Genomic DNA, 24325 nt, shown 5'->3' with positions numbered 1-24325 from the left:
AGCCCCGTCCCATGCAGCCGAGCCGCACCGGCACGGCGACGTCCAGGGCCGGAAGGCCGGCGTGGTGATCGCCTCCACGCGGGCAGCAGCAGGTATTTACGACGACGAGACCGGCCCGGTGATCACGGACTGGCTCACCGACCACGGCTTCGAGGTCTTCCCGGCGATGGTGGTCCCCGACGGCGAGCCCGTCGGCGCCGCGATCAGGGCCCTCCTGACCCAGCGTCCCGCCGTCGTGATCACCAGCGGCGGCACCGGGCTGAGCCCGGACGACCAGACTCCCGACGTCACCCGGCCCCTGCTGGACCGCGAAATCCCCGGCATCATGGAGGCGATCCGGCGTGCCGGCGCCGCCAAAACGCCGCTGGCTGCGCTCAGCCGCGGCTACGCGGGCGCGGCAGGGAAGTCCTTCATTGTTAATCTGCCCGGCTCACCGAAAGGCGTCATGGACGGACTCACCGTCCTGGATCCGCTGATCGGGCACCTCTGCGACCAGTTGGAAGGCAACCATGGGCACTGAAGCATTCGAGGTGGTATCCGCGGTCCTCAGCGCGGAGCCAATCTCCGTAGGCCAGGCCATCGCGGCCGTGGAAGGGGATACCGCAGGTGCGGTGGTCAGCTTCAGCGGCGTGGTGCGCAACCACGACGGCGGCAAGGCAGTTGACCGCCTCAGCTACAGCGCGCACCCCACGGCGCACCAGGTGATGGCCGACGTCGTGGCCCGGCTGGTTGCCGAACAAGACGCCGGCGGGGGTGCAGGGGAGGACGGCGGAAAGCCGGTCCGCATCTGGGCGGCCCACCGGATCGGCATGCTGCAGATCGGCGACCCCGCACTGGTATGCGCCGTGTCCGCAGCACACCGGGGGCAGGCCTTCGCCGTGTGCTCCGAACTGGTGGACCGGATCAAGGAGCAGGTGCCCATCTGGAAGGAACAGTTCTTCTCCGACGGCACTGTTGAATGGGTGGGCGCCGGCGGCTGACCGCCGGCCGTTTCGGGCGGTGCCGCGGCGTCCTGCGAGGTAACGCACACCGTCCGGTTCCGGCGCGCCCCGGGCCCGACGGTAGGGTTAACTGCATGACCGAACAACACTCCGAAGCCAAGCGCGTCGCCATCCTGGGCGCCAACGGACGCATGGGCGCCGAAGCCGTCAAAGCCGTTGAAGCCGCACCCGACATGGAACTCGTCGCGGCGCTGGGACGGGGCGACTCCCTGGACCAGGTCACCGCCGCCGGAGCGCAGTACCTTGTGGACCTGACAGTTCCCGAAAGCACCGAAGCCAATGTCCGCTTCGCCGTCGAAAACAACATCCACGCCGTTGTGGGGACCACCGGCTGGGATGCCGGCCGCCTGTCCGCGCTCGAGGCCCTGCTGGCAGAGCACCCGGAAACCGGCGTGCTGATCGCACCCAACTTTGCCGTGGGATCGGTGCTGGCTTCGGCCTTCGCCGCCAAGGCTTCCAAGTACTTTGACTCGGTGGAGATCATTGAACTGCACCACCCGGACAAGGTGGACGCCCCTTCCGGAACCGCTGTCCGCACCGCCCAGCTCATTGCCGCGGAACGCGAGGCCGCCCAGGTGCCGGCAAGCCCGGACGCCACCACCAGTGAACTGGCCGGCGCCCGCGGCTGCGACGTTGAGGGCGTCCGCGTCCACAGCGTGAGGCTCCGCGGGCTGGTGGCCCACCAGGAAGTCCTCCTCGGCAGCGCCGGTGAGCAGCTGACGCTTCGCCACGACTCGTTCGACCGCGGGTCCTTCATGCCCGGCGTCCTCCTCGGCGTCCGCAACGTGGCCGCCCACCCCGGGCTTACCGTGGGGCTGGATGGCTACCTGGACCTGGGTTTCTAGGCGATGGACGGCTTCCTGGCAGGGTTCCGCAAGAACCGCACCAAGATCTGGGTTGGGCTTGTCACGCTGCTCCTGGTGTTCTACCTGGTGGTTTCCCTCCAGCGCTCCATCCTGCTCCTGACGGACAGCAACCTCACGGCGCAGGCCATCGGGGCCGCTTACCTGGTCCTGCCGGTCGTCGGTGCATGGGCGTTGATCCGCGAGTTGATGTTCGGTGCCCGGACGGAGCAGATGGCCAAGGTCCTTGAAGCCGAAGGCGGCCTCCCCGTGGATGAACTGCCACGGACACCGGCCGGGCGGATCATCCGGGAAGCGGCCGACGCAGAGTTCGAAAAGTACAAGGCGGAAGCGGAGGCGGCACCCGACGACTGGCGGTCCTGGTTCCGGCTCAGCTGCGCCTACGACGCCGCCGGCGACAGGAAAAGGGCCCGTGCGTCCATGCGCGACGCCGTCAGGCTCTTCCGCGGCAAGGTTCCGGCCTAGCTCCTACCGCGGGAGTTTCAGCTGCCCGCGGCCCAGCTGGCTGGCCGCGTGGCCCACCCACTCCAGCGGACCCCGCCACTTCAGCAGTACGAAGACCATGCCCACCACCACCGCTGTGGCTGCCTGGGCAAAGTACATGCCGTCCTCGGTCCAGCCGGCAGGCAGCGGCTTGAGGTAGAAACCCGACACCACCCACACATGGACCGTGTACAGGGTAAGTGTCATGGCGCCGGCACCGCGCAGCGGAAGCAGGAGGTCCAGGTCCACCCACTCCGCCAACCGGCCCAGGAGCAGGCAGGCACCAATGACCGCCGCTGCCACGCCGGACGTGTGCAGCAGGTCGAGGGAGGAGCCGGAATGCGGGGCGGCGGACGCCAGCCACCACCATGACCCCTCCTGCCTGATTCCGGTCAGGTTCACCTGCAGGACGCTGTCCAGCGGGTACCCCGGCGCATTGAGGACCTTCTCCAGTGCGGCACGCCCGCCCCAGTCCTCCATGGCCGTCACGCCCAGCACCTTCGCGGCGATCGCAACAACAGTCCCGCCGGCCAGCAGCGCCACCGGAACCAGGGCCTTGCTGAGCACCAGCCGGCCGATGGCGAGCCCTACCAGCAGGTACGACATCCACTGGAACACCGGGTAGTAGCCGGTGAGGAACACGTCGGCGACCAGCCGCGCGGGCGTTCCCAGGTCCTCCCAGCCGGGATTGTGGCCAAGCTGCAGGGGCGGCTCCGCGGCCAGCAGCCAGGGACGCAGGAGGTACGCCAGGACCGGGGAACCGACGATCCATCCGGCTGCCCAGGCGCAGAGCTGCTTCACGCCCATGCCCAGGAACGGCAGGATGCACAGGAACAGGACTGCGTAGTGGACAAGGATGACGGCCAGGTTGACTTCGAGGCCGCCCAGGCTGAGCCCGACGGCGGCGATCACCAAGGCCCGGAGGGCGACTCCGCGGCGCGCGGCCGCGAGTTCACCAGCCGCGAGCTGCCTGTGCTTTCCGGTGGACAGGGCCAGTCCGACGCCGGCCAGCACGGCGAACAGGGCAGCGGCCCGCCCGGAGAAGGCCAGTCCGATCCAGGTGGGGGTAAGGCTGGCGTTGGATTCAAAGGTGGGGAGCAGGTGGGTGGCCATCATGCCCAGCAGGGCAATCCCGCGCGCAGCATCGATGCCGTAGAGGCGTCCCGGTGCCTGGCCGGCTGCCGTTTTCCGGGGCGCCCTGGCCGGGTTGCGGGAAGTCATGAACCGAATCGTCTCATACGCGCGGCGGGGCCCGCTGTCACGCCGGGGAGTCCACCCGGGAAGCCGCGCGGATGGAGCGGCAACCCTTGTATTCGAATATATGTTCGAATACGATGGAGCGCATGCAGACGCCAACGCCGGAGATTCCCGCCTACGGGCCGGGCCGCCACGAGTCCACTGGCCGTACCGCCGGCCGTGGGTCGGCAAACCCCGAGCCGGGTACGGGCCTCCTGAAAGCCATGAGCCCCGGGGTAGTCGACTTCCTCTTCCGTCAGCTCGTGGCCGGAAAGCCCGCGGAGGATGTCCAGTGGGAGCGGGAGGGCGTCAGCCTCGCGGCCCAGCCCGAAGGCGCCGAGCTTGCCCGCCGCCTGGCAGAAACGGACCTGGACGCCCTGACGCCGCTGGAACTGTTCCACTATGTCCGGGCCGCCCAGCGCCTTTCGGACTGGGCCGAGGAGCTCCGCCGGGCAGCAGTCGGCCGGTACTGCAGCACCCCATGACTCCGGGAACCCCCTATTTGACGTTCATCACGCCCCCGGCATTGTCCTAACCAGCGGGGGACAGGGTAACGTTTTTCCCATGGCTGACTCTTCCGCGCACATCCCTGCCCTCGGTACGCTCCTGACCGCTATGGTCACGCCGTTCACCAAGGACGGCGCCGTGGATTACGACCAGGCAGCGGCCCTGGCCAGCAAGCTCGTGGACGACGGCTGCGACGGCCTGGTAGTCACCGGCACCACCGGCGAGACGTCCACTTTGACGGACGAAGAGAACCTCGGCATGTTCCGCGCGGTCAAGGACGCCGTGGGCGGCCGCGCCGCCATCATCGCCGGCACCGGAACCAACGACACCGCGCACTCGGTCCACCTTTCCCAGCAGGCTGCAGCCCTCGGCGTCGACGGCCTCCTGCTGGTGACGCCGTACTACAACAAGCCCAGCCAGGCGGGAGTCCAGGCCCACTTCGAAACCGTCGCCTCGGCAGTGGACGTCCCCGTCATGCTCTACGACATTCCCGGCCGGTCCTCCATTGCCATCGAACCGGACACCATGATCCGGCTGGCGCAGCACCCCAACATTGTTGCGGTCAAGGACGCCAAGGCGGACATGGTTGCTGCCGCCCGGGTCATGGCCGAGACGGACCTCCTCTTCTACTCCGGCGACGACGGACTGACCCTGCCCTGGATGGCGCTGGGTGCCGTCGGCCTCGTGGGCGTCACCACCCATGTGGCCACCCGCCGGTTCCGTGAGCTCATTGACGCGGTCAACGCCAACGACCTCGGCACCGCCCGGAAGATCAACTTCGAACTCCTGCCCGTGGTGCGCGCCACCATGAGCAGGGTCCAGGGCGCCGTGGCCGCCAAGCAGATTCTTAAATGGCAGGGAGTCCTGCCCAACTCGATCGTCCGTTTGCCCCTCGTGGAGCCGGACGAAGCCGAGATCGAAACCATCCGCGGGGATTTGGCGGAAGCGGGGCTGGTCTACTCCTGAGGACGACGACCGGCACCCTTCCGCCTGGAAAGTAGTGCAATATGACCCAAACCGCCCTTACCGGCCTTGTCACACCTCCGCGCCTGCCGCAGGACACGCTCCGCATCGTCCCGCTTGGCGGGCTGGGGGAGATCGGCCGGAACATGACCGTGTTCGAAATCGGCGGCAAGCTGCTGATTGTCGACTGCGGCGTCCTCTTCCCGGAGGAAACACAGCCCGGCGTTGACCTGATCCTGCCTGATTTCTCGTACATCGAGGACCGGCTGGCAGACATCGTGGCCGTTGTCCTGACGCACGGCCACGAGGACCACATCGGGGCTGTCCCGTACCTGCTGCGGCTCCGGAACGACATTCCGCTGGTGGGTTCACAGCTGACCCTCGCGCTGATCGAAGCCAAGCTGCAGGAACACCGCATCCGGCCGTACACGCTGACGGTCGAAGAGGGACAGGTGGAGAAGTTCGGCCCGTTCGAGTGCGAATTCGTTGCCGTGAACCACTCCATCCCGGACGCCCTGGCCGTGTTCCTGCGCACCGCCGGCGGAACCGTGCTGCACACGGGCGACTTCAAGATGGACCAGCTGCCCCTGGACGGACGCATCACGGACCTGCGGCACTTCGCCAAGCTCGGCGAAGAGGGCGTGGACCTGTTCATGTCCGACTCCACCAACGCTGACGTCCCCGGCTTCACCACCGCTGAAAAAGAGATCGGCCCCACGCTGGAACGCCTGTTCGGCCAGGCCACCAAGCGAATCATCGTGGCGTCCTTCTCCTCCCACGTCCACCGCGTGCAGCAGGTCCTGGATGCCGCCGCCAAGCACAACCGCAAGGTGGCGTTCGTTGGCCGCTCCATGGTCCGCAACATGGCCATCGCCGAAAAGCTGGGCTACCTCGACGTGCCGGCCGGGCTCATCGTGGACATCAAGAACATCGACAACCTTCCGGATAACCGCGTGGTCCTGATGTCCACCGGTTCCCAGGGTGAACCGATGGCAGCGCTCTCGCGCATGGCCAACGGTGACCACCGCGTGGTGGTGGGTGACGGCGATACCGTCATCCTGGCCTCAAGCCTCATCCCCGGCAACGAGAACGCGGTGTTCCGGATCATCAACGGCCTGCTCAAGCTGGGCGCAGACGTGATCCACAAGGGCAACGCCAAGGTCCACGTCTCCGGCCACGCCGCTGCCGGTGAACTGCTGTACTGCTACAACATCCTCGAGCCGCTCAACGCGATGCCCGTGCACGGCGAGACCCGCCACCTGCTGGCCAACGGAAAGATCGCCATCGAGTCGGGCGTCCCCGAGGCAAGCGTGATCCTCGCGGATAACGGAACCGTCATCGACCTGCGCGATCACCGCGCCGATGTGGTGGGCCAGGTGGAGGTTGGCTTCGTCTACGTGGACGGCTCCAGCGTCGGCGAGATCACCGACGCCGACCTCAAGGACCGGCGCATCCTGGGTGATGAAGGCTTCATCTCGATCATCACCGTCATCCACCGTGCCACCGGCAAGGTGGTATCCGGGCCTGAGATCCACGCCCGCGGCGTAGCCGAGGATGATTCCGTCTTTGACGACATCATCCCCAAGATCAACGCTGCGCTTGAGGAAGCGGTCCTGAACAACAAGGACCACACCAGCCACCAGCTCCAGCAGGTGGTCCGCCGGGTAGTGGGCACCTGGGTCAACCGCAAGCTGCGCCGCAAGCCCATGATCATCCCCGTGGTGCTGGAGGCCTGACCCCCGCAGCGGTTCCAACCCCAGTGGGTGGGAGGCAAAGGGCCCGGTTCCGGTGGAACCGGGCCCTTTGCCTATCCCGTGCCCACCTATATTGCGGGGGGCCGGGCGGCCGGATATCCCCGGATTCAGGGCTTGGTTCCGGTAGCGTGAACAGCATGGCCACACGTACTACTTCCGCGCCCAAAGGTACCGGCAGGGGCGGCTCCGGCAGCAAAGCCGGCAGCTCCACAGGCCGCGGAACCGGCTCACCAGCAGGCAAGACCCCGCGCGGCGGCTCGTCCAGCACCGCGCGCACCCGCCAGCTCCCCGCCGTCGAACACCACCAGCCGTGGCTGGCGAGGGTGGTTGGCGGCGCCTGGCTGGGGCTGGGGCACATGGTGGGCGGCGGAGTCCGGCGGATCGGCCACGACGTCAGCGACATCCCCGCCGAGGAACGCCGCGACGGCGCCGCCCTGTTCAACCTCGCCCTGGGCGTCTTCATCGCCACGTTTGCCTGGTGGGGCCTGACCGGGTGGTTCCCGGACGCCGTCTACGCGGTGGTGAACGGCACCTTCGGGTGGATCTCCCTGCTGCTGCCCCTCATGCTCTTTGTCTGTGCCTTCCGGCTTTTCCGGGTGCCATCGGACGGCCGCGGCAACAACCGGGTAGGCATCGGGTTCCTGGTCATGACGTTCGCCGGCTCCGGCCTGGCGCATATCCTGGGCGGCCAGCCCACTGTCGCAGACGGCTTCGACGGCCTCCGCCAGGCGGGCGGCATGCTGGGTTTCCTCGTGGCGACGCCCCTGGCAGCCATCCACCCCGCCGTGCCGACGGTCCTCTACGGAGTCTTGGCGTTCATCTCCCTGCTCATCATCACCGCCACGCCGTTCACGGCCATCCCGCGCCGCCTGCGCGGAGCCTACGAACACCTCATGGGCATCGACCTGATGGAACAGGAGCAGGCCGGGGACACCCATGACCGCAGCTACCTGGACCGGCCCGCGCCTGCCGCGCCCAAGAAGAAGAAGCGGCGCCTCTTCGGCAAGGACGAAGATCCCGACGCCGGCCTTGAGGGCTATGTGGGCGACGAAGCCTTTGAGCACGCGGTCATCGACGACGACGAGCCACAGCCGCCGCGGCCCGCTCCCGGCGTCCGCCGGCCCACCCAGGCGGAGATCGCCGTCGAAAAGATCAAAGCGGCCCAGGGCCTGGGCACCGCTTCGCAGGCGGCGCCGCCGGAGAATGCCACTGAGGCTATTCCGCTGGTCATCCCCGGCGCCGCCGCGCCCGGGAAACCGGCCACGGCACCCACGGTGCCCGCAAACCCGGTGGCGCCCGCGCCGCCGCCCGTGCCCATCCCTCAGCGGACCGAGCAGCTCTCCCTCGCCGGGGACGTGACCTACACGCTCCCTGCCTCGGACTTCCTCACGCCGGGCTCCATCCCGAAGGAGCGCACCGAGGCCAACGACGCCGTCGTCGCCGCCTTGACGGACACCCTGACGCAGTTCAACGTCGATGCCACCGTGACGGGCTTCAGCCGCGGCCCCACTGTGACCCGGTACGAGATCGAACTCTCGCCGGGGACCAAGGTGGAGCGCGTTACGGCGCTGTCCAAGAACATCTCCTACGCAGTGGCCTCCAGCGACGTCCGCATCCTCAGCCCCATCCCGGGCAAGTCCGCCATCGGCATCGAGATCCCCAACACCGACCGTGAGACCGTGTCCCTGGGTGACGTGCTGCGCAGCCAGAACGCCCGCAGGACGGACCACCCGATGGTCATGGGCGTTGGCAAGGACGTCGAAGGCGGCTACGTGGTGGCCAACCTCGCCAAGATGCCCCACCTCCTGGTGGCCGGTGCCACCGGTGCCGGCAAGTCGTCGTTCGTGAACTCGATGATCACCTCCATCCTGATGCGCTCCACCCCCGATGAGGTGCGCATGGTGATGGTTGACCCCAAACGCGTGGAACTGACCGCCTACGAAGGCGTTCCGCACCTCATCACGCCCATCATCACCAACCCGAAGAAGGCCGCCGAGGCCCTCCAATGGGTGGTCCGCGAGATGGACGCCCGCTACGACGACCTGGCCAACTACGGCTTCAAGCACATCGACGACTTCAACAAGGCCGTCCGTGCAGGCAAGGTGCAGCCGCCGCCCGACTCCAAACGGGTGATCCGCCCCTACCCGTACCTGCTGGTGATCGTGGACGAACTCGCCGACCTCATGATGGTGGCTCCGCGCGACGTCGAAGACTCGATCGTCCGCATCACCCAGCTGGCCCGTGCGGCCGGCATCCACCTGGTGCTGGCCACCCAGCGGCCCTCCGTGGACGTGGTCACCGGCCTGATCAAAGCCAACGTGCCCTCGCGGATGGCCTTTGCCACGTCCTCCGTGACGGACTCCCGCGTTGTCCTGGACCAGCCCGGCGCCGAGAAGCTGATCGGCCAGGGCGACGCGCTCTTCCTGCCCATGGGCGCCTCAAAGGCCATGCGCGTCCAGGGCGCCTGGGTCACCGAGTCCGAAATCCACAAGGTGGTGGAACACGTCAAGGGACAGCTGCAGGCCGTCTACCGCGACGACGTCGCCCCCGAAGCGGAAAAGAAGCAGATCGACGACGACATCGGGGACGACCTCGAGGTGCTGCTGCAGGCCACCGAGCTGGTGGTCACCACCCAGTTCGGCTCCACCTCCATGCTGCAACGCAAGCTGCGGGTGGGCTTCGCCAAGGCCGGCCGCCTGATGGACCTCCTCGAGTCCAGGGGCGTGGTGGGACCGTCCGAAGGCTCAAAGGCCCGTGACGTCCTGGTCAAGCCGGACGACCTCGCGCCCGTCCTGGCAGCCATGAAGGGCCAGGAAGCACCCGCGGCGCCGGATGCCCAGACTGCCGCCCTGAGCGACAACGCCAACGCCAACATCGCCCAGGGCGGATACGCCGAGGACCTGGTGGCGGCCGACCTGGACCAGCGGAAGCAAAACGTCGAATATTACGACGGCTCCGATTCCGCGCCAGGCGGCTACGGGGACGACGACGAGGGGTCCGAGGACGCCTGGTCACTGACCGGTCGATAGCCCGGGGACTGTAGCCTAGAAACGTGACTAGCACTGATGCAACCGCCGCCGGCAAGGGCCGTGCCGGGGTCTGGAACCTACCCAACGTCCTGACCATGATCCGCATCGCGCTGGTGCCCTTCTTCGTCTGGTTCCTGATCGCCGACGCCCCCGGGCTGCACAGCGAATCGGGGATCTGGCGCTGGGCCGCGGTGGTGGCCTTCGCCGTGGCGATCTACACGGACAAGCTCGATGGCGACATCGCCAGGAGCCGGAACCTCGTCACGGACTTCGGCAAGATCGCCGATCCCATTGCGGACAAGCTGCTCATCGGCTCCGCCCTGGTGATGCTGTCCGTGCTGGGCGAACTGCCCTGGTGGATGACGCTGGTGATCCTGGTCCGTGAATGGGGAATTACCGGCCTGCGGTTCTTCGTCATCCGCTACGGCGTGATCCCGGCTTCCCGGGGCGGAAAGCTCAAGACCGTGGTCCAGACCGCCGCGATCTTCCTCTATCTCCTGCCGCTGGGGGCTGTGGCGCCCTGGCTCACGTGGGTGGCGTTCGCGGTGATGCTCGCCGCGGTGCTGATCACCGTTTGGACCGGGGTGGAGTACGTCGTCGAGGCACTGCGGCTCCGGGCCAGGGGCAAGCTGCAGGCACGCGCCAACCAGGGCCGGGAACAGCCGTGACAAACCTTCACCATTTGGCCGGCGAGGCAGTCCGGCAGGCGCTGGAGGCCGGGCGGACGGTGGCCACCGCAGAGTCGCTGACCGCGGGCATGGTTTCAGCCGTCCTGGCTGATACCCCGGGAGCGTCGGGCATGCTTCAGGGCGGTGTGGTGGCCTACCGGAATTCGGTCAAAGAAGCCGTGTTGAACGTCGCCGGTGATCTCCTCGCCCGGGTGGGATCCGTGGACGGCGGTGTGGCCGGCGCCATGGCCGCCGGAGCCAGGACTGCCCTGGGCGCCGACATCGGCGTCAGCACCACCGGCGTCGCCGGCCCCGAACCGCATGACGGCAAGCCCGTTGGCACTGTCTACATCGGCATTGCCACCGCCGGGGGAGCGGCGGCCTACGAGTACCACTTCGAGGGGACGCGTCCCGAAATCCGGGGCCAGGCCTGCGGAGCGGCCCTGGAACGGCTCCTCGAAGCACTTTCACCTGATCAGACCCGGCAGGCGCCGGGCTGGCAGCGCCCCTTGTTACCGGGAGTAAAGTTGCCGGGAACAAAAGCCGGTACCGATTAGTTATTACATTGTGTCGCTTCCGAAGAGCGGAGGCGCCTAGGATGAAATGACCACGACGGTTCGCTTGGCGGCGGACCTGACTTATGAGGGAGCAAGGCGATACAGATGGTAAAGCAGCCCGTATCCGTAAACGGCGTTGTCCGCTGGAAGGATGTGGGCCTCGCCGATCAGGCTAAGAGCGAACAAAAGGAGCGCAAGATGGTTGTACTTCGTCACGAAATTGGTGATGTCCTGCGCGATGTCCGCCAGCGTCAGGGGCGCACGCTCCGTGAAGTCTCGCACAGCGCCCGGGTCTCCCTTGGCTACCTCAGCGAAGTTGAGCGCGGACAGAAGGAAGCATCGTCCGAACTGCTGTCCTCGATTTGCTCGGCCCTGGATGTTCCGTTGTCCAGCATGCTCCGCGAGGTCAGCGACCGGGTGGCAGTCGCAGAAGGCGTTGCCGTACCGGACACCGTTCCGCAGGAATTCTCCCAGCGTTACGGCCGCGACCTTGAGCGCGACCTGAACACGGAACTCAACGACGAACTGTCTACCGGCCTCCTCTCCGGCGCCCGCTGAGGGTTGCCCGCCCGGTAACGGGTCCTGGAGCCCACGAAACCCCCGGCCACCGGCCGGGGGTTTCGTGGTTTCGGCCCTGAACCGGCTCCTTAGGCCCGAGGGTCTTCGGAATCGTTGTCCTGGGGAAACCCATCGCGTTCGTAGGTGGCATTGAGCTTCGCCATATAGCGGGCCAATTCCTGGAGGTCACCGAGTGGCCATTCCCCGAGCCGTTCCCGGAACACCTGCCGGCGGGCGTCCTGCACTTCGTGCATCTTCTCCTCGCCCTTCGGAGTCAGCCTGATGGCCTGCGCCCGGCCGTCCAGCGGATCGGCCTCCTTCGACACCAGGCCGAGGCCTTCCAGGAAGGCGATCTGGCGGCTGACCGACGGCTTGCCCACGCCGATGTTGATGGCAAGATCCGTGAGCCGGATGGTGCCCTCTTTCCGGATGACGGAAAGCAGTCCGTAGGCGGCCGGTTCCATATCCGGGTGGACCTCGCGGGACAACTGGTTGGAGATTGCCCGGGCCCGCCGCCAGAACAGGCTGATCTGGTGTTCCACGTTCTGCAGCGCGGAGTCCACGGTGTCCTCGGTCGGAGTGCTGCCCGGCAGGGCGTCGGGGGAGTTGCTCATGGCAACAATTCTAGGGTCCGGCGCATGAGAGAATCTTCCGATGCGATTGAGCGACTATTGGCGGCTGATGGACGCCGAGTTCGGTGCGGGCTATTCCCGCGTCCTGAGCAGCACCTTGGTCCTGTCCGGCGTTGGCGGCAGGACCGCAGACCAGGCCCTGGCCGCCGGCGTGGAGCCCCGCAGGGTGTGGCTCGCCCTGTGCGACGTCCAGGATGTGCCCGCGGAGCGACGGCTCGGCAGGGACATTAAACCGCGCCGCGACTAGCAGCCACACCCGGTTTTTCGGCTGACACGCCGGGAAGTTGTTCGAATACCTGTTCGGATATGACTATGATTTTTACAGCGGGTTATCCACATAGCCGTTGTCATCCGGCCGGAATGTCAGTGGGTCCCCTTAGCGTCAGAGATGACCAATAAACGGCCGCGAAGGCCACCATCGAGAAAGCATTAGAGGTGTCAACCATGGCGGCAGCCCCGGATCGTGCAAAAGCGCTGGAAGCAGCACTGGCCCAGATTGACAAGCAGTTCGGCAAGGGCTCTGTCATGCGCCTGGGCGACGAAGTCCGTGCCCCTATCGAAGTCATTCCCACGGGCTCCATCGCCCTGGACGTCGCCCTGGGAATTGGCGGCCTTCCCCGCGGCCGGGTCATCGAAATCTACGGGCCGGAATCGTCCGGTAAGACCACCGTCGCGCTGCACGCTGTAGCCAGCGCCCAGCGTGCCGGCGGCATCGCAGCCTTCATCGACGCTGAGCACGCCCTGGACCCGGACTACGCAGCCAAGCTGGGCGTGGACACGGACGCCCTCCTCGTATCGCAGCCGGACACCGGTGAGCAGGCGTTGGAGATCATGGACATGCTGGTCGGCTCAGGCTCGCTGGACATCGTGGTCATCGACTCCGTGGCAGCCCTGGTGCCCCGCGCCGAAATCGAAGGCGACATGGGAGACAGCCACGTCGGCCTGCAGGCCCGCCTGATGAGCCAGGCGCTGCGTAAAATCACCGGACGCCTGAGCCAGACCAAAACCACCGCCATCTTCATCAACCAGCTGCGTGAAAAGATCGGTGTCTTCTTCGGTTCTCCCGAAACCACCACCGGTGGTAAGGCCTTGAAGTTCTACGCGTCGGTCCGCATCGACGTCCGCCGGATCCAGACCCTCAAAGAGGGTGCCGATTCGGTGGGTAACCGGACCAAGGCGAAGATCGTCAAGAACAAGATGGCACCGCCCTTCAAGATTGCCGAGTTCGACATCATCTACGGCCAGGGCATCTCCCGCGAAGGCGGAATCATCGACATGGGCGTGGAGCACGGCATCATCAAGAAGTCCGGCTCCTGGTTCACCTATGACGGTGACCAGCTGGGCCAGGGCATGGAGAATTCCCGCCGGTTCCTGCGCGACAACCCCGAACTTGCGGCCGAACTGGAACGGCTCATCAAGGAAAAGCTGGGCGTCGGAGTCAAGCCCGCTGACGCGGAGTCCAAAGAGGATTCCCCGAAGCTGAAGGCCGTCGACGGGTTCTAGCAGTTGACTGGCTTCGAAAAACGCCGGGGTGGGTCCGCAGGGACCCGCCGCCGGCGGACCGGCAGCCCTTCGGCAGGCCCGGAGGAAACGGAACCCGCCGCCGATTCCGATTCCGGTTCGCCGGGATTCGGCGACCGCGAGCCCGACCCGGTTACCGTGGCGCAGACCATCGTCTACCGGCAGCTCACTGTGTCGGCCAAGAGCCGGCTCCAGCTGGCCCGGAAGCTCGCCGAACGGAATATTCCTGAAGACGTTGCTGAATCGGTGCTGAACAAATTCGAGGATGCCCGGCTGATCGATGATGCCGAGTTCGCCAACATGTGGGTCCGCAGCCGCTCGCAATCACGCAAGCTGGCGAAGGGTGCACTGCGCCGGGAACTGGCAGATAAGGGCATCGACGAGGAATCCGCTGCTGCGGCACTGGAGCAGCTCTCCGACCAGGATGAGGAGGAAGCTGCCCGGGCCCTCGTCGAACGCAAGCTACGTCCCGGCACGGACCTCGAGGACCGTGCAGAGCGGGACAAGGCCACCAGGCGGCTGGCGTCGATGCTGGCCCGCAAGGGATACCAGCCGTCCCAGGCCTTCCGCATCGTCGGCGAGGTCCTGGACTCCCGGTCCGGCCAGTGCGGCGAAGACTGACGGGCCGCGCCGCAACCAACTGCGTAGGCCCGGATAGTCGGCCCCTTCCTGGCCCGGGACTCCGAGAGCCAGCCCCAACCTTGCACAGCCGGTACCCTTAACAGGTGAGTTTGACCATTCCTTCCCCTTTTTCCGGCGCCCCCACCGAAGAACCGGTGTCAAGCCTGCCACATGAAGCCACACCACGTACCTACCAGGTGCGCACCTTCGGCTGCCAGATGAACGTCCACGACTCCGAGCGGATGGCCGGGATGCTTGAGGACGCCGGTTACGTCCCCGCGGACGGTGACCGGGCCGACGTCGTTGTCTTCAACACGTGCGCCGTGCGTGAGAACGCGGACAACAAACTTTATGGAAACCTTGGAATCCTGGCGCCCGTCAAGGCTGCGAACCCGGGTATGCAGATCGCAGTCGGCGGCTGCCTGGCCCAAAAGGACCGCGAAACCATCCTGAAGAAGGCCCCGTGGGTGGATGCCGTTTTTGGTACGCACAACGTCGGTGCACTCCCGGCGCTGCTGGAACGGGCCCGGCACAATGACGAAGCCCAGTTGGAAATCCTGGAATCGCTGGATGTGTTCCCCTCCACGCTTCCCACCAAGCGTGACTCCGTCTACGCCGGCTGGGTCTCCATCTCCGTCGGCTGCAACAACACCTGCACGTTCTGCATCGTGCCGGCGCTGCGCGGCAAGGAAAAGGACCGCAGGCCCGGCGACATCCTCGCCGAAATCCAGGCCCTCGTGGACGACGGCGCCATTGAGGTCACCCTCCTGGGGCAGAACGTGAACTCCTACGGAGTGGAATTCGGGGACCGCCAGGCGTTCTCCAAGCTCCTGCGCGCCTGTGGCGATATCGAGGGACTGGAGCGCGTCCGCTTCACCAGCCCGCACCCCGCAGCCTTCACGGACGACGTCATCGACGCCATGGCGGAGACTCCCAACGTCATGCCGCAGCTGCACATGCCGCTGCAGTCCGGCTCCGACAGCATCCTGAAGGCCATGAAGCGGTCATACCGGTCCACGAAGTTCCTGGGCATCCTGGACAAGGTCCGCGAGAAGATCCCGCACGCAGCCATCTCCACCGACATCATCGTCGGCTTCCCGGGCGAGACCGAGGAGGACTTCCAAGCCACGCTGGACGTTGTGGAGAAGTCGCGGTTCGCCACTGCCTTCACTTTCCAGTACTCCAAGCGCCCCGGCACCCCGGCCGCTGACCTTCCGGACCAGCTGCCCAAGGCCGTGGTCCAGGAACGCTTCGAGAGGCTGACGGCCCTCCAGGACAGGATCGCCGCGGAAGAAAACAAAAAGCAGCTGGGCCGCCGCGTGGAGGTCATGGTCACCGCGCAGTCCGGGCGGAAGGCAGAAGAAACCCACCGCCTGTCCGGACGTTCACGGGACCAGCGGCTGGTGCACTTCTCCGTCCCCGACGACGCCCCGGCACCCCGGCCCGGCGACCTCGTCACGGTCACCATCACGGACGCCGGCGCCTTCCACCTCATCGCGGATCCCGTACCCGGGGAGTACAGCCTGCGCCGCTCCCGCGCGGGTGATGCCTGGGACAGGTCCCAGGCCGAGTCCTGCGGTGTCCCCGCACCGGGTACCGGTGACGGGCGCAAGGGCGTTTCGCTCGGCATGCCATCGCTGCCCGTGCGCACTTCCTGATCCATGGGCACCCCGCCCGTCATCGCCGTCGTCGGTCCCACCGGGTCCGGGAAATCCGATCTTGCCGTCAGCCTGGCCCTTGAACTGGACGGCGAAATCATTAACGCCGATGCCATGCAGTTCTACCGCGGCATGGACATCGGAACCGCCAAGATCACCCCGGCCGAGCGCCGGGGCATACCGCACCACCTCCTGGACATCCTGGATGTCACCCAGGAAGCCAGCGTCTCGGACTTCCAGCGGCAGGCGCGGCAGCTGATCGGGGACATCCATGCCCGGGGGAAGCGGGCCATCCTGGTGGGCGGCTCCGGCCTTTACGTCCGCGCCGCCCTCGACGTCCTCGAATTTCCCGGGACGGACCCGGATCTGCGCCGCTCCCTCGAAGCTGAGCTGGCCGCGCACGGCACGGCGCACCTGCGGGCCCGCCTCCAGGACGTGGACCCGGCCTCGGCCGAACGGCTGAACGATGACCGGCGCATCATCCGCGCCCTGGAAGTCCATCAGCTCACCGGCCGGCCCTTCAGTTCCTTCATGCCCCGGCGGGAGTACTTCCAGCCTGCCGTCCAGATTGGCTTGTCCGTTGACCGCGCGGCACTGCATGAACGGTTGGCCGCCCGGGTGCATGCCATGGTGGACACCGGATTGCTGGCTGAAGTCCGCCGGCTTGATGGACTGGGCCTGCGCACCGGAAAGACCGCGTGCCGTGCCTTGGGCTACTTGCAGTTCCTGCAGGTCCTCGACGGCTCCGCCACCGAAGCTGAGGCTGTTGAAAGCACCATCATCGCCACCAGGCAGTTCGCCCGCCGCCAGCTGACCTGGTTCCGCGCCGACCCCCGGATTACGTGGATCGACTGGCAGGACCCGGATTTGCTGGCCAAGGCCGCAGGCCTTTGCCGCCGGTAGCCTGAACGCGTCCGGTTTCCGGTGCCATTGGGCCTGCCGGTAGGCTTGACGGCATGGACGCAACCCTGACAGAGACCACCGGAACCGCCTTTCAAACGCTGGCCGGGCTGCGCTTCTCCAAGGGGCACGGAACCGGTAACGACTTCGTCCTGGTAGCCGATCCGGAGGGTGCACACACCATTGAGGCCGGCCACGTGGCTGCCCTGTGCAACCGGCACCTTGGCATCGGCGGAGATGGCCTGATCCGGGCCGTGCCGTCACGGTTCCTTCCGGAGGGCCGCGAGATCCTCGCCTCCAACCCCGAGGCCGAGTGGTTCATGGACTACCGGAACGGCGACGGCTCGCTGTCCGAAATGTGCGGCAACGGCGTCCGTGTCTTTGTCCACTTCCTCCGTGCTGAAGGGCTGATCGATCTTCCGGTGGGCGGCGCCCTTGCCATTGGCACCCGCGGCGGCCTGAAGACTGTGGTGCGCACCGCCGACGGCTATGCCGTGGACATGGGACCGTGGGAGTTCATTTTTCCCGGTGAGGCCACAGCGAAAGCCATGGACTCACTGGTGACCGCCGAAGGCCTGGAGGTCCCGCGCCCGGCCCTGTCAGTCAGCATGGGCAACCCGCATACCGTGGTTGCCCTCGCCGAACTCGCGGAGCTTGAAGCAACCCGCCTCTACACCGCCCCGGCCGTGGAACCGGTCCCGGCCAACGGAACCAACGTCGAATTCGTAGTTCCGTCCGAGCCGCTGGTCCTCGATGGCATCGGATCCGTCACCATGCGGGTCCACGAACGCGGCGTGGGGGAGACGCAGTCCTGCGGCACGGGAGCCTGTGCCGCCGCCGTCGCAATCCGCCACTGGGCCGGGGCTGGAGCCCCGGACGCCTGGCGCGTGAACGTTCCAGGCGGAGTCGTCGGCGTTAAGTTCTTTGCAGGCGCCGGCGGCCACGAACATGTGGAGCTCAGCGGCCCTGCCGTCATTGTGGCGTCGGGGACGCTTTCCTGACTTTCAATACGCGGAACGATTTTGATGTCGACTCCCGCGTCACCGTGAAGGACCCGCCGAGTTCTGCCATCAGCCAGCGCTGAAGCGAGTCCGAGCCCAGGTTCTTCTGGACCACCAGGTAGGCAGTCCCTCCCGGGGCCAGCCGGGGCAGCCACAGCTTCAGCAGGGAGTGCAGCTCATCCTTGCCGATCCGGATGGGCGGGTTCGACCAGATGGTGTCGAACCGCACCCCGGGATCCACGGCCTCCGGCGTGCTGGCTGCAACATTAGACAGGCCCAGCGCTGCGGCGTTCCCGTTGGTCAGGGCAATGCAGCGCGCGTTCACGTCCACGGCGTAGACCTGCGCATGAGGTGCCTTCAGCGCCATGGTCAGGGCGATGGGTCCCCAGCCGCAGCCGATATCCAGGAGGTTGCCGGTAGCTGCGGGTGCGGGAACCTCGGCCAGCAGAACGGCGGTTCCCTTATCGATTCCGTCCGGGCTGAAGATGCCGTTCGAGGTCTGCAGCGTCCGCGTTTCTCCGGCGAGTTCCACCGTCAGCGGTTTCCGGGTGAAGGGGCCGGCGGGCGATGCGCTGAAATAGTGTGCGGACTCCATAACTGGCCAGAGTAGTTCCCCTCGCAGCGTAATGGGAAACCGCGCCACGGCGCCTCTGTTAGTCTTGAGGGCATGTTCTTGATCTTCGAGTAGCCGGCACGGGCGTTTGCCCGTCCCACTCCCTTGTCCGCGGTGTCCACTCCCGCCAGCGATTCTGCCCACAGCGACGCAGGCTTTCCGCCTTCCGCTTGTGCACCGGACCAAACTCCACCGTTTGCTCCGGACGCCGGACAACACTCGAAGCTTGATTCGTCTGTGCTTCCTGCCGTGATGCCGGTCCCAACCCCCTCCGCCGCCTTTCCTTCGCGGCGCCCACATTGCCGCGGCATCGTTGCCCGGCGGCCAGTACAGGAGACACTGCATGACCGCAGCCCCTCAGCCCAGCGCGAATACTTCACCACATTCCACCGAACGGCATTATTCTGGAAATGCCGAAACTTCAAAGGAGACCATGACCAGCCAGCCCAACACCGGATCCGATCCAGCAGCCCAGGATATGAGCCCTGCGGAAATCCAAGCTGTCATCGACCGGATCCTCGCCAAGGACGTACCGGCCAACTCCAGGACGTCCGGCGGTGCCGGCGACGCGAAGGCGGTCCTCGGCAAGGCCCAGGCCATCTCCCACCTGGACGATGAGCACTCTGAATACGACGGCGACCAGCAAGACCTCGAAGAGCGGCGCGCCCTGCGCCGCACGGCAGGGCTTTCCACCGAGCTCGAAGACGTCACCGAAGTCGAATACCGCCAGCTGCGGCTCGAGCGCGTAGTCCTTGCCGGACTTTGGTCCGAAGGCACCCTGGCCGACGCCGAGAACTCCCTGCGGGAACTCGCAGCCCTGGCCGAGACCGCCGGCTCCGAAGTGCTGGACGGCCTCGTGCAGCGCCGTGCCAAGCCGGACCCCGGCACGTTCCTGGGCTCGGGCAAGGCCCTGGAGCTCAAAGACATTGTCATGTCCACGGGAGCGGACACCGTGGTGGTCGACGCTGAGCTGGCCCCTTCCCAGCGACGTGGGCTGGAAGACATCGTCAAGGTCAAGGTCATCGACCGCACCGGGCTCATCCTGGACATCTTCGCGCAGCATGCGAAGAGCCGCGAAGGCAAGGCCCAGGTTGAGCTGGCGCAGCTCGAGTACCTGCTTCCGCGCCTGCGTGGCTGGGGCGACTCTATGTCCCGCCAGGCAGGCGGCCAGGTGGGCGGTGCCGCCGCCGGCATGGGCTCGCGTGGTCCCGGTGAGACGAAAATCGAACTGGACCGCCGCCGGATCCGCACCCGGATGGCCAAGCTGCGGCGCGAAATCGCCGCGATGAAGCCTGCCCGGGAAACGAAGCGCGCCAACCGCCGTCGTAATGAAGTGCCGTCCGTAGCGATTGCAGGCTACACGAACGCCGGAAAGTCGTCCCTGCTCAACCGGTTGACCGATGCCGGGGTGCTGGTGGAGAACGCCCTGTTCGCCACGCTGGACCCCACCATCCGCAAGGCCGAGACCTCCGACGGCCTGGGCTACACCCTGGCCGACACCGTGGGCTTCGTCCGGTCCCTCCCCACCCAGCTGGTGGAGGCCTTCCGCTCCACGCTGGAGGAAGTGGCCGACTCGGACCTCATCCTGCATGTGGTGGATGTGTCCCACCCGGATCCTGAAGGCCAGATCGCCGCTGTGCGGAAGGTCTTCGGCGAGGTTGACGCCCGCAAGATCCCGGAGATCATCGTCCTGAACAAAGCCGACGCCGCAGATCCCTTCGTGGTGGAACGGCTGAAGCAGCGCGAACCGCGCCATGTGGTGGTTTCGGCGCGCACCGGCGAAGGCATCGCGGAACTGCTGAAGACCATCAGCGACTCGATTCCGCGCCCCGGGGTCAAACTGGAGCTCCTCATCCCGTACAACCGCGGCGACCTGATCAGCAAGCTGCACGACTCGGACGCGGAGATCATCAGCATGGACCATGTCGAGGCCGGAACCCGGGCGGTGGTGAAGGTCCGTGAGGGCCTGGCCGCCGAACTGGAATCCTTTGCCGTCAATGCCTGAGGTTGTGGCAACGGAATCCAAGGAAACGGCCGGCGGGCAGCTCGTCATCGAGCTGCTCGACCGGGCCGTTTCCGCCATGGGCGGCCAAAGCCGCTCCGGGCAGCATGAGATGGCGCGGCAGGTGGCGCAGGCTATCGAGACCGGCAACCACCTGCTGGTGCAGGCCGGGACCGGTACCGGAAAGTCGCTGGCGTACCTGATCCCGCTGATCGCCCACGCACTTGAAAGCAACAAGCCGGCGCTGGTGTCCACGGCCACCCTTGCCCTGCAGACACAGATTGTGGGCAGGGACCTGCCCCGGCTCCTCAAAGCCATCACCCCGGCCCTCGACCGGCCAGTCAAGGTGGCGCTGGTCAAAGGCCGGTCCAATTACGTGTGCCGGCACAAGCTGGAAGGCGGGTTTCCCTCCGAGGAACCCTCCGAGGGGCAGCTCTTCTCCCTCGGAGAGGACACCAGCGTGTCGCACTTCGCCGCAGCCGCAGGCGGGCCGCAGTCCCAGCTCGGAAAGGAAGTGGTCCGGCTCCGGGAATGGGCGGAAAAGACGTCCACAGGAGACCGGGACGAGCTCCTGCCCGGCGTGACGGACCGTGCCTGGAAGCAGGTGTCCGTGACGTCCATGGAGTGCCTGGGCTCCCAGAAATGCCCCCTGGCCGAGGAGTGCTTCAGCGAGCTGGCCCGCCAGGACGCTGCCGAGGCCGACGTCGTGGTGACCAACCATGCCATGCTCGCGGTCAGCGCGTTCGAGGGACTCGCGGTGCTGCCGGAGTACGACGTTGTGGTGGTGGATGAGGCCCACGAGCTGCAGGACCGGGTCACCGGTGCAGTGTCCGGCCAGCTCTCCGTCGCCATGGTCCACGCCGCTGCCTCGGGTGCCCGCAAACACACAGCGATCACCGTGGACGCGCTCAACGCCGCCGCGGCGAACCTGGAGCTGGCCCTTGCCGGCGTCCCAAGTGGGTTGCTCCCCAACGGACTGAACGACGAACAGCTCGACTGCGTGGACCAGCTGCGCGAGGCCTGCAGGGCGGCGCTGTCCGACTCCAAGGGAGACAGCAGCAACACGGCCGACGGCGGCAGGCAGCTTGCGCGTTCACGGCTGATGCTCATTCTTGAACTGTCCGAACGGCTTTTGGCGGCAAGGGAAAACCGCGAGGTCGTGTGGATCTCGCGCGCCGGAACCTTCGATCCCGGCCAGGGCTATTCCCAACCTGACGACAACGCTCCTGCGCTGGTCAACATCGCGCCGTTGTCTGTGGCCGGGAGGCTGCGTGAGGGGCTCTTCGCCGGGCACACAGTGGTCCTGACGTCCGCAACCCTGGCCATCGGTTCTGCCTTCGAGCCCGCCGCCGGGGGATTGGGCCTGGTGGGCGAAGGGGCGCCGGCGTGGACCGGGATCGACGTCGGCTCGCCGTTCGACTATCCCAAGCAGGGCATCCTGTACGTGGCCGGGCACCTGCCCAAGCCGGGCCGTGGCGCGTCACCGGAATCGCTGGCAGAACTGGAGGCACTGATCAGCGCCTCGAACGGCGGGGCGCTGTGCCTGTTCTCCTCGCGGCGGGCAGCCGAGGAGGCGGCCGAAGCGCTCCGGCCCAAGCTGGGCATGACGGTCCTGTGCCAGGGCGACTCCACCATGACGGCCCTCGTCAAACAGTTCGCCGACGAACCGGACACGTGCCTGTTCGGCACCATGTCGCTCTGGCAGGGCGTTGACGTCCCAGGGGTCTCCTGCCGGCTGGTCGTCATCGACCGGATTCCCTTCCCCCGCCCGGACGACCCCCTCATGACGGCCCGCTCCCGGGCCGTGGCACAGGCAGGCGGCAACGGATTCATGTCCGTCTCGGCCACGCATGCCGCCATCCGGCTGGCCCAGGGCGCCGGCAGGCTGATCCGCTCCACCGGCGACAAAGGCGTGGTGGCGGTCCTCGATTCCCGCCTGGCCACGGAACGCTATGCCGGGTTCCTGCGCGGCGCCCTGCCGCCCTTCTGGGCGACGACGGACCGCACGACGGCGATCGCGGCCTTGGAGAGGCTGGCCGGGGAAACGCCCTAGGCAGCACCTGAAATGCATAAGGAAGGCGCCGTTCCGGGGAACGGCGCCTTCCTTATCGGCTGGACTGCTGCGGCCTGTTGCTGACGTGCGGTCCCGCTAGAGCGACCGGAGGACCGAAACCACTTTGCCCATGATGGTGGCATGGTCGCCAAGGATCGGTTCGTACTGCGTGTTCTGGGGCAGCAGCCACGTGTGACCGTCCCGCTGGCGGAATGTCTTGACCGTGGCTTCGTCGTCCAGGAGCGCTGCAACAATATCGCCGTTCGCGGCGTCGGCCTGGCGCCGGACCACCACCCAGTCGCCGTCACAGATGGCGGCGTCAACCATGGAATCACCGGCCACCCTGAGCATGAAGAGTTCGCCCTGGCCCACCAGTTGGCGGGGGAGCGGCATAACGTCTTCCACCACCTGGTCCGCAAGGATGGGGCCGCCGGCGGCAATGCGGCCGACGAGGGGCACCATGGCCGTGTCCAGCGCCGTGGGCAACTCCGTGACAGCCGCGATCCCCGGTGAGGCCGCCGCCTCTGGTGCCGCTGCGTGCCTGGCCGTCCTGCCGGTTGTACCGCCGTCGAGGGTCAGCGGCATCAGGACTTCCATGGCACGGGGCCGCTTCGGATCACGCCGGAGGTAGCCCAGCTTTTCCAGCTGGGAGAGCTGGTGGGTGACGCTGGAAAGGCTGGCCAGCCCTACGGTGTCCCCAATTTCGCGCATGGACGGCGGGTAACCGTTGACATTGACCGAACGCTGGATGGTCTCGAGGATTTTCTTCTGCCGCGGCGTCAAACCCTTGGCTGTCCTTTTCGGCTGCGAGGTCGCCCTGCCCCCGGTGGCTGCTGCTGCCATGTTCGCCGTTGCCTTTCGGTAGCCACCGGGCTTTCAACTGCACCGGACTGAGTGTTCACACCGTCAATGTCAGACCCTGCTGATCAACTTCAGGTGTGGATGTTCCTGCCTCAAACGTAGGTCAGCCACATTGCTTTTTCAAACATTTGTTCTAGCGAGTCTCGACATTATTCGTCCATAGGTGCTAAAACTGAACCAAGCAGTATTCGAATATGTGTTCTAACAAGGCGAGCAGCCGTTCGAACACGGAGCCGGTCAGGCAGCACCATCGGGCGGCACCAGCAGGCGACACCAACAGACGCAGCACGGTCCAGGAGGGCTAAGGTCATGTCAGCTACATCCGCTTTCAGGTCACACGGTTTCGATGTTCACGGCAACGGTGCCCGGGATCAGCAGGCGGCGCAGGAAGGCCGGGTGCCGGTCCAGCGGACGCCGGCCGGCGGACGCCGCGGCGAGGCGCCGCTGCCGCCCCTGCGCCTCACGCGGCGGGGCAAGGTGGTCCTGATCGGGATTCCACTGGTGCTGCTGGCGGCGCTCCTGCTGTCCCTGGCCGGATTCTTCAATTCCCCCGCCAAGGCATCCGACTCCGCGGCGGACCTCACCGTGACCCCCACCGTCACAGTGACCGTGCAGCCGGGTGAGTCGCTGTGGGGGATCGCAGCCGACCTCGCGCCGGAGCGGGACGCCAGGGACGTTGTGGCAGATATTGTGCAGCTCAACAACCTGTCCGCCGGGAAGATTCTCCCGGGACAGCAGCTGTACATTCCCACGCGCTAGGAAAGGTGCCGGCAAGATTTCCCGGATGAATGAAGGCCCGCAAACAGCAGGTGCGTCGCCCGGAGCGCGCACCCCGCCCGGACCG

General features: G+C 66.7%; 24 protein-coding genes. 20 read left to right on the top strand and 4 right to left on the bottom strand.

The genetic code is table 11. The features are described 5' to 3' along the window. Window positions 1-61 precede the first annotated feature (61 nt). The 4 genes from QE394_RS01865 to QE394_RS01850 all read left to right on the top strand — a co-directional run bounded on the left by QE394_RS01865 (window position 62) and on the right by QE394_RS01850 (window position 2329). Window positions 62-520, top strand: a complete 459-nt coding sequence (locus tag QE394_RS01865; protein WP_349035358.1) for a MogA/MoaB family molybdenum cofactor biosynthesis protein — start codon at window positions 62-64, stop codon at window positions 518-520. Beyond that, complete coding sequence (locus QE394_RS01860) at window positions 510-980, top strand: molybdenum cofactor biosynthesis protein MoaE (RefSeq protein WP_056083330.1); 471 nt, start codon at window positions 510-512, stop codon at window positions 978-980. The genes QE394_RS01865 and QE394_RS01860 overlap by 11 nt, the downstream gene beginning before the upstream one ends. A 95-nt stretch (window positions 981-1075) precedes the next feature. Continuing rightward, window positions 1076-1846 (top strand): 4-hydroxy-tetrahydrodipicolinate reductase, encoded by a 771-nt coding sequence (gene dapB, locus QE394_RS01855; RefSeq protein WP_056083327.1) that lies wholly within the window; start codon window positions 1076-1078, stop codon window positions 1844-1846. A 3-nt stretch (window positions 1847-1849) separates the two neighbouring features. Beyond that, entirely contained in the window at window positions 1850-2329 is a 480-nt protein-coding gene (locus tag QE394_RS01850) for a hypothetical protein (RefSeq protein WP_056083324.1), read from the top strand. Between the two features lie 3 nt (window positions 2330-2332). Here the strand turns inward: QE394_RS01850 and QE394_RS01845 are convergent, their stop codons facing one another. Further along, a complete protein-coding gene (locus QE394_RS01845) occupies window positions 2333-3568 on the bottom strand; it encodes a heparan-alpha-glucosaminide N-acetyltransferase domain-containing protein (protein ID WP_056083320.1) in 1236 nt (411 codons plus the stop codon). Between the two features lie 122 nt (window positions 3569-3690). Here QE394_RS01845 and QE394_RS01840 point away from each other — a divergent pair, with 122 nt between their 5' ends. From QE394_RS01840 to QE394_RS01810, 7 genes are all read left to right on the top strand, one after another. After that, window positions 3691-4068 (top strand): hypothetical protein, encoded by a 378-nt coding sequence (locus tag QE394_RS01840; RefSeq protein WP_235501568.1) that lies wholly within the window; start codon window positions 3691-3693, stop codon window positions 4066-4068. Window positions 4069-4147: 79 nt separating this feature from the next. Beyond that, window positions 4148-5056, top strand: a complete 909-nt coding sequence (gene dapA / locus QE394_RS01835) for a 4-hydroxy-tetrahydrodipicolinate synthase (protein ID WP_056083317.1) — start codon at window positions 4148-4150, stop codon at window positions 5054-5056. Between the two features lie 41 nt (window positions 5057-5097). Further along, window positions 5098-6789 carry a ribonuclease J gene (locus QE394_RS01830; RefSeq protein WP_056083314.1) on the top strand — a complete coding sequence of 564 codons (1692 nt, stop codon included), beginning with the start codon at window positions 5098-5100 and terminating at the stop codon, window positions 6787-6789. Window positions 6790-6944: 155 nt separating this feature from the next. Next, entirely contained in the window at window positions 6945-9836 is a 2892-nt protein-coding gene (locus tag QE394_RS01825) for a DNA translocase FtsK (RefSeq protein WP_268158292.1), read from the top strand. Between the two features lie 23 nt (window positions 9837-9859). Next, window positions 9860-10504 (top strand): CDP-diacylglycerol--glycerol-3-phosphate 3-phosphatidyltransferase, encoded by a 645-nt coding sequence (gene pgsA / locus QE394_RS01820; RefSeq protein WP_056083311.1) that lies wholly within the window; start codon window positions 9860-9862, stop codon window positions 10502-10504. After that, entirely contained in the window at window positions 10501-11061 is a 561-nt protein-coding gene (locus QE394_RS01815; RefSeq protein WP_056083306.1) for a CinA family protein, read from the top strand. The genes pgsA and QE394_RS01815 overlap by 4 nt, the downstream gene beginning before the upstream one ends. A gap of 105 nt (window positions 11062-11166) precedes the next feature. Further along, window positions 11167-11619, top strand: coding sequence for a helix-turn-helix transcriptional regulator (locus tag QE394_RS01810; RefSeq protein WP_043793869.1), 453 nt, complete (start codon window positions 11167-11169; stop codon window positions 11617-11619). 89 nt (window positions 11620-11708) lie between these two features. On the opposite strand, the gene QE394_RS01805 is transcribed toward QE394_RS01810, so the two are convergent. Further along, entirely contained in the window at window positions 11709-12233 is a 525-nt protein-coding gene (locus QE394_RS01805) for a MarR family transcriptional regulator (RefSeq protein WP_056083304.1), read from the bottom strand. 40 nt (window positions 12234-12273) lie between these two features. On the opposite strand from QE394_RS01805, the gene QE394_RS01800 reads away from it, so the two are divergent. The 6 genes from QE394_RS01800 (at window position 12274) to dapF (ending at window position 17952) form a co-directional block, all read left to right on the top strand. Further along, window positions 12274-12498: a DUF3046 domain-containing protein gene (locus tag QE394_RS01800; RefSeq protein WP_349033598.1), complete on the top strand. Its 225-nt coding sequence runs from the start codon at window positions 12274-12276 to the stop codon at window positions 12496-12498. 197 nt (window positions 12499-12695) lie between these two features. Next, complete coding sequence (gene recA, locus QE394_RS01795; RefSeq protein ID WP_056083303.1) at window positions 12696-13754, top strand: recombinase RecA; 1059 nt, start codon at window positions 12696-12698, stop codon at window positions 13752-13754. Window positions 13755-13910: 156 nt separating this feature from the next. Then, window positions 13911-14393: a regulatory protein RecX gene (locus tag QE394_RS01790; protein ID WP_349035357.1), complete on the top strand. Its 483-nt coding sequence runs from the start codon at window positions 13911-13913 to the stop codon at window positions 14391-14393. Window positions 14394-14497: 104 nt separating this feature from the next. Next, the gene (gene miaB, locus QE394_RS01785) at window positions 14498-16051 is read left to right on the top strand and encodes a tRNA (N6-isopentenyl adenosine(37)-C2)-methylthiotransferase MiaB (RefSeq protein WP_349033597.1); all 1554 of its coding nucleotides are present in this window, start codon (window positions 14498-14500) and stop codon (window positions 16049-16051) included. 3 nt (window positions 16052-16054) lie between these two features. Continuing rightward, complete coding sequence (gene miaA, locus QE394_RS01780; RefSeq protein WP_349033596.1) at window positions 16055-16954, top strand: tRNA (adenosine(37)-N6)-dimethylallyltransferase MiaA; 900 nt, start codon at window positions 16055-16057, stop codon at window positions 16952-16954. Window positions 16955-17007: 53 nt separating this feature from the next. Further along, window positions 17008-17952, top strand: coding sequence for a diaminopimelate epimerase (gene dapF / locus QE394_RS01775; protein WP_349033595.1), 945 nt, complete (start codon window positions 17008-17010; stop codon window positions 17950-17952). Here the strand turns inward: dapF and QE394_RS01770 are convergent. After that, window positions 17924-18547, bottom strand: a complete 624-nt coding sequence (locus tag QE394_RS01770; RefSeq protein ID WP_349033594.1) for a methyltransferase — start codon at window positions 18545-18547, stop codon at window positions 17924-17926. The two genes, dapF and QE394_RS01770, sit on opposite strands and share 29 nt — an antisense overlap. Before the next feature lie 451 nt (window positions 18548-18998). On the opposite strand from QE394_RS01770, the gene hflX reads away from it, so the two are divergent. Both hflX and QE394_RS01760 read left to right on the top strand, forming a co-directional pair. Next, entirely contained in the window at window positions 18999-20570 is a 1572-nt protein-coding gene (gene hflX / locus QE394_RS01765; protein ID WP_056083287.1) for a GTPase HflX, read from the top strand. Continuing rightward, window positions 20563-22620, top strand: coding sequence for an ATP-dependent DNA helicase (locus QE394_RS01760; protein WP_349033593.1), 2058 nt, complete (start codon window positions 20563-20565; stop codon window positions 22618-22620). Before hflX ends, QE394_RS01760 begins: the two co-directional genes overlap by 8 nt. A 96-nt stretch (window positions 22621-22716) precedes the next feature. On the opposite strand, the gene lexA is transcribed toward QE394_RS01760, so the two are convergent. Continuing rightward, window positions 22717-23463 (bottom strand): transcriptional repressor LexA, encoded by a 747-nt coding sequence (lexA, locus tag QE394_RS01755; protein WP_349033592.1) that lies wholly within the window; start codon window positions 23461-23463, stop codon window positions 22717-22719. Between the two features lie 327 nt (window positions 23464-23790). On the opposite strand from lexA, the gene QE394_RS01750 reads away from it, so the two are divergent. After that, window positions 23791-24240: a LysM peptidoglycan-binding domain-containing protein gene (locus QE394_RS01750; RefSeq protein ID WP_349033591.1), complete on the top strand. Its 450-nt coding sequence runs from the start codon at window positions 23791-23793 to the stop codon at window positions 24238-24240. Window positions 24241-24325 lie beyond the last annotated feature (85 nt).

Origin of the sequence: Pseudarthrobacter sp. SORGH_AS 212 (genome assembly GCF_030818145.1) — a bacterium.
GTDB lineage: Bacteria > Actinomycetota > Actinomycetes > Actinomycetales > Micrococcaceae > Arthrobacter.
This window is presented reverse-complemented; position numbering and strand designations above follow the sequence as displayed.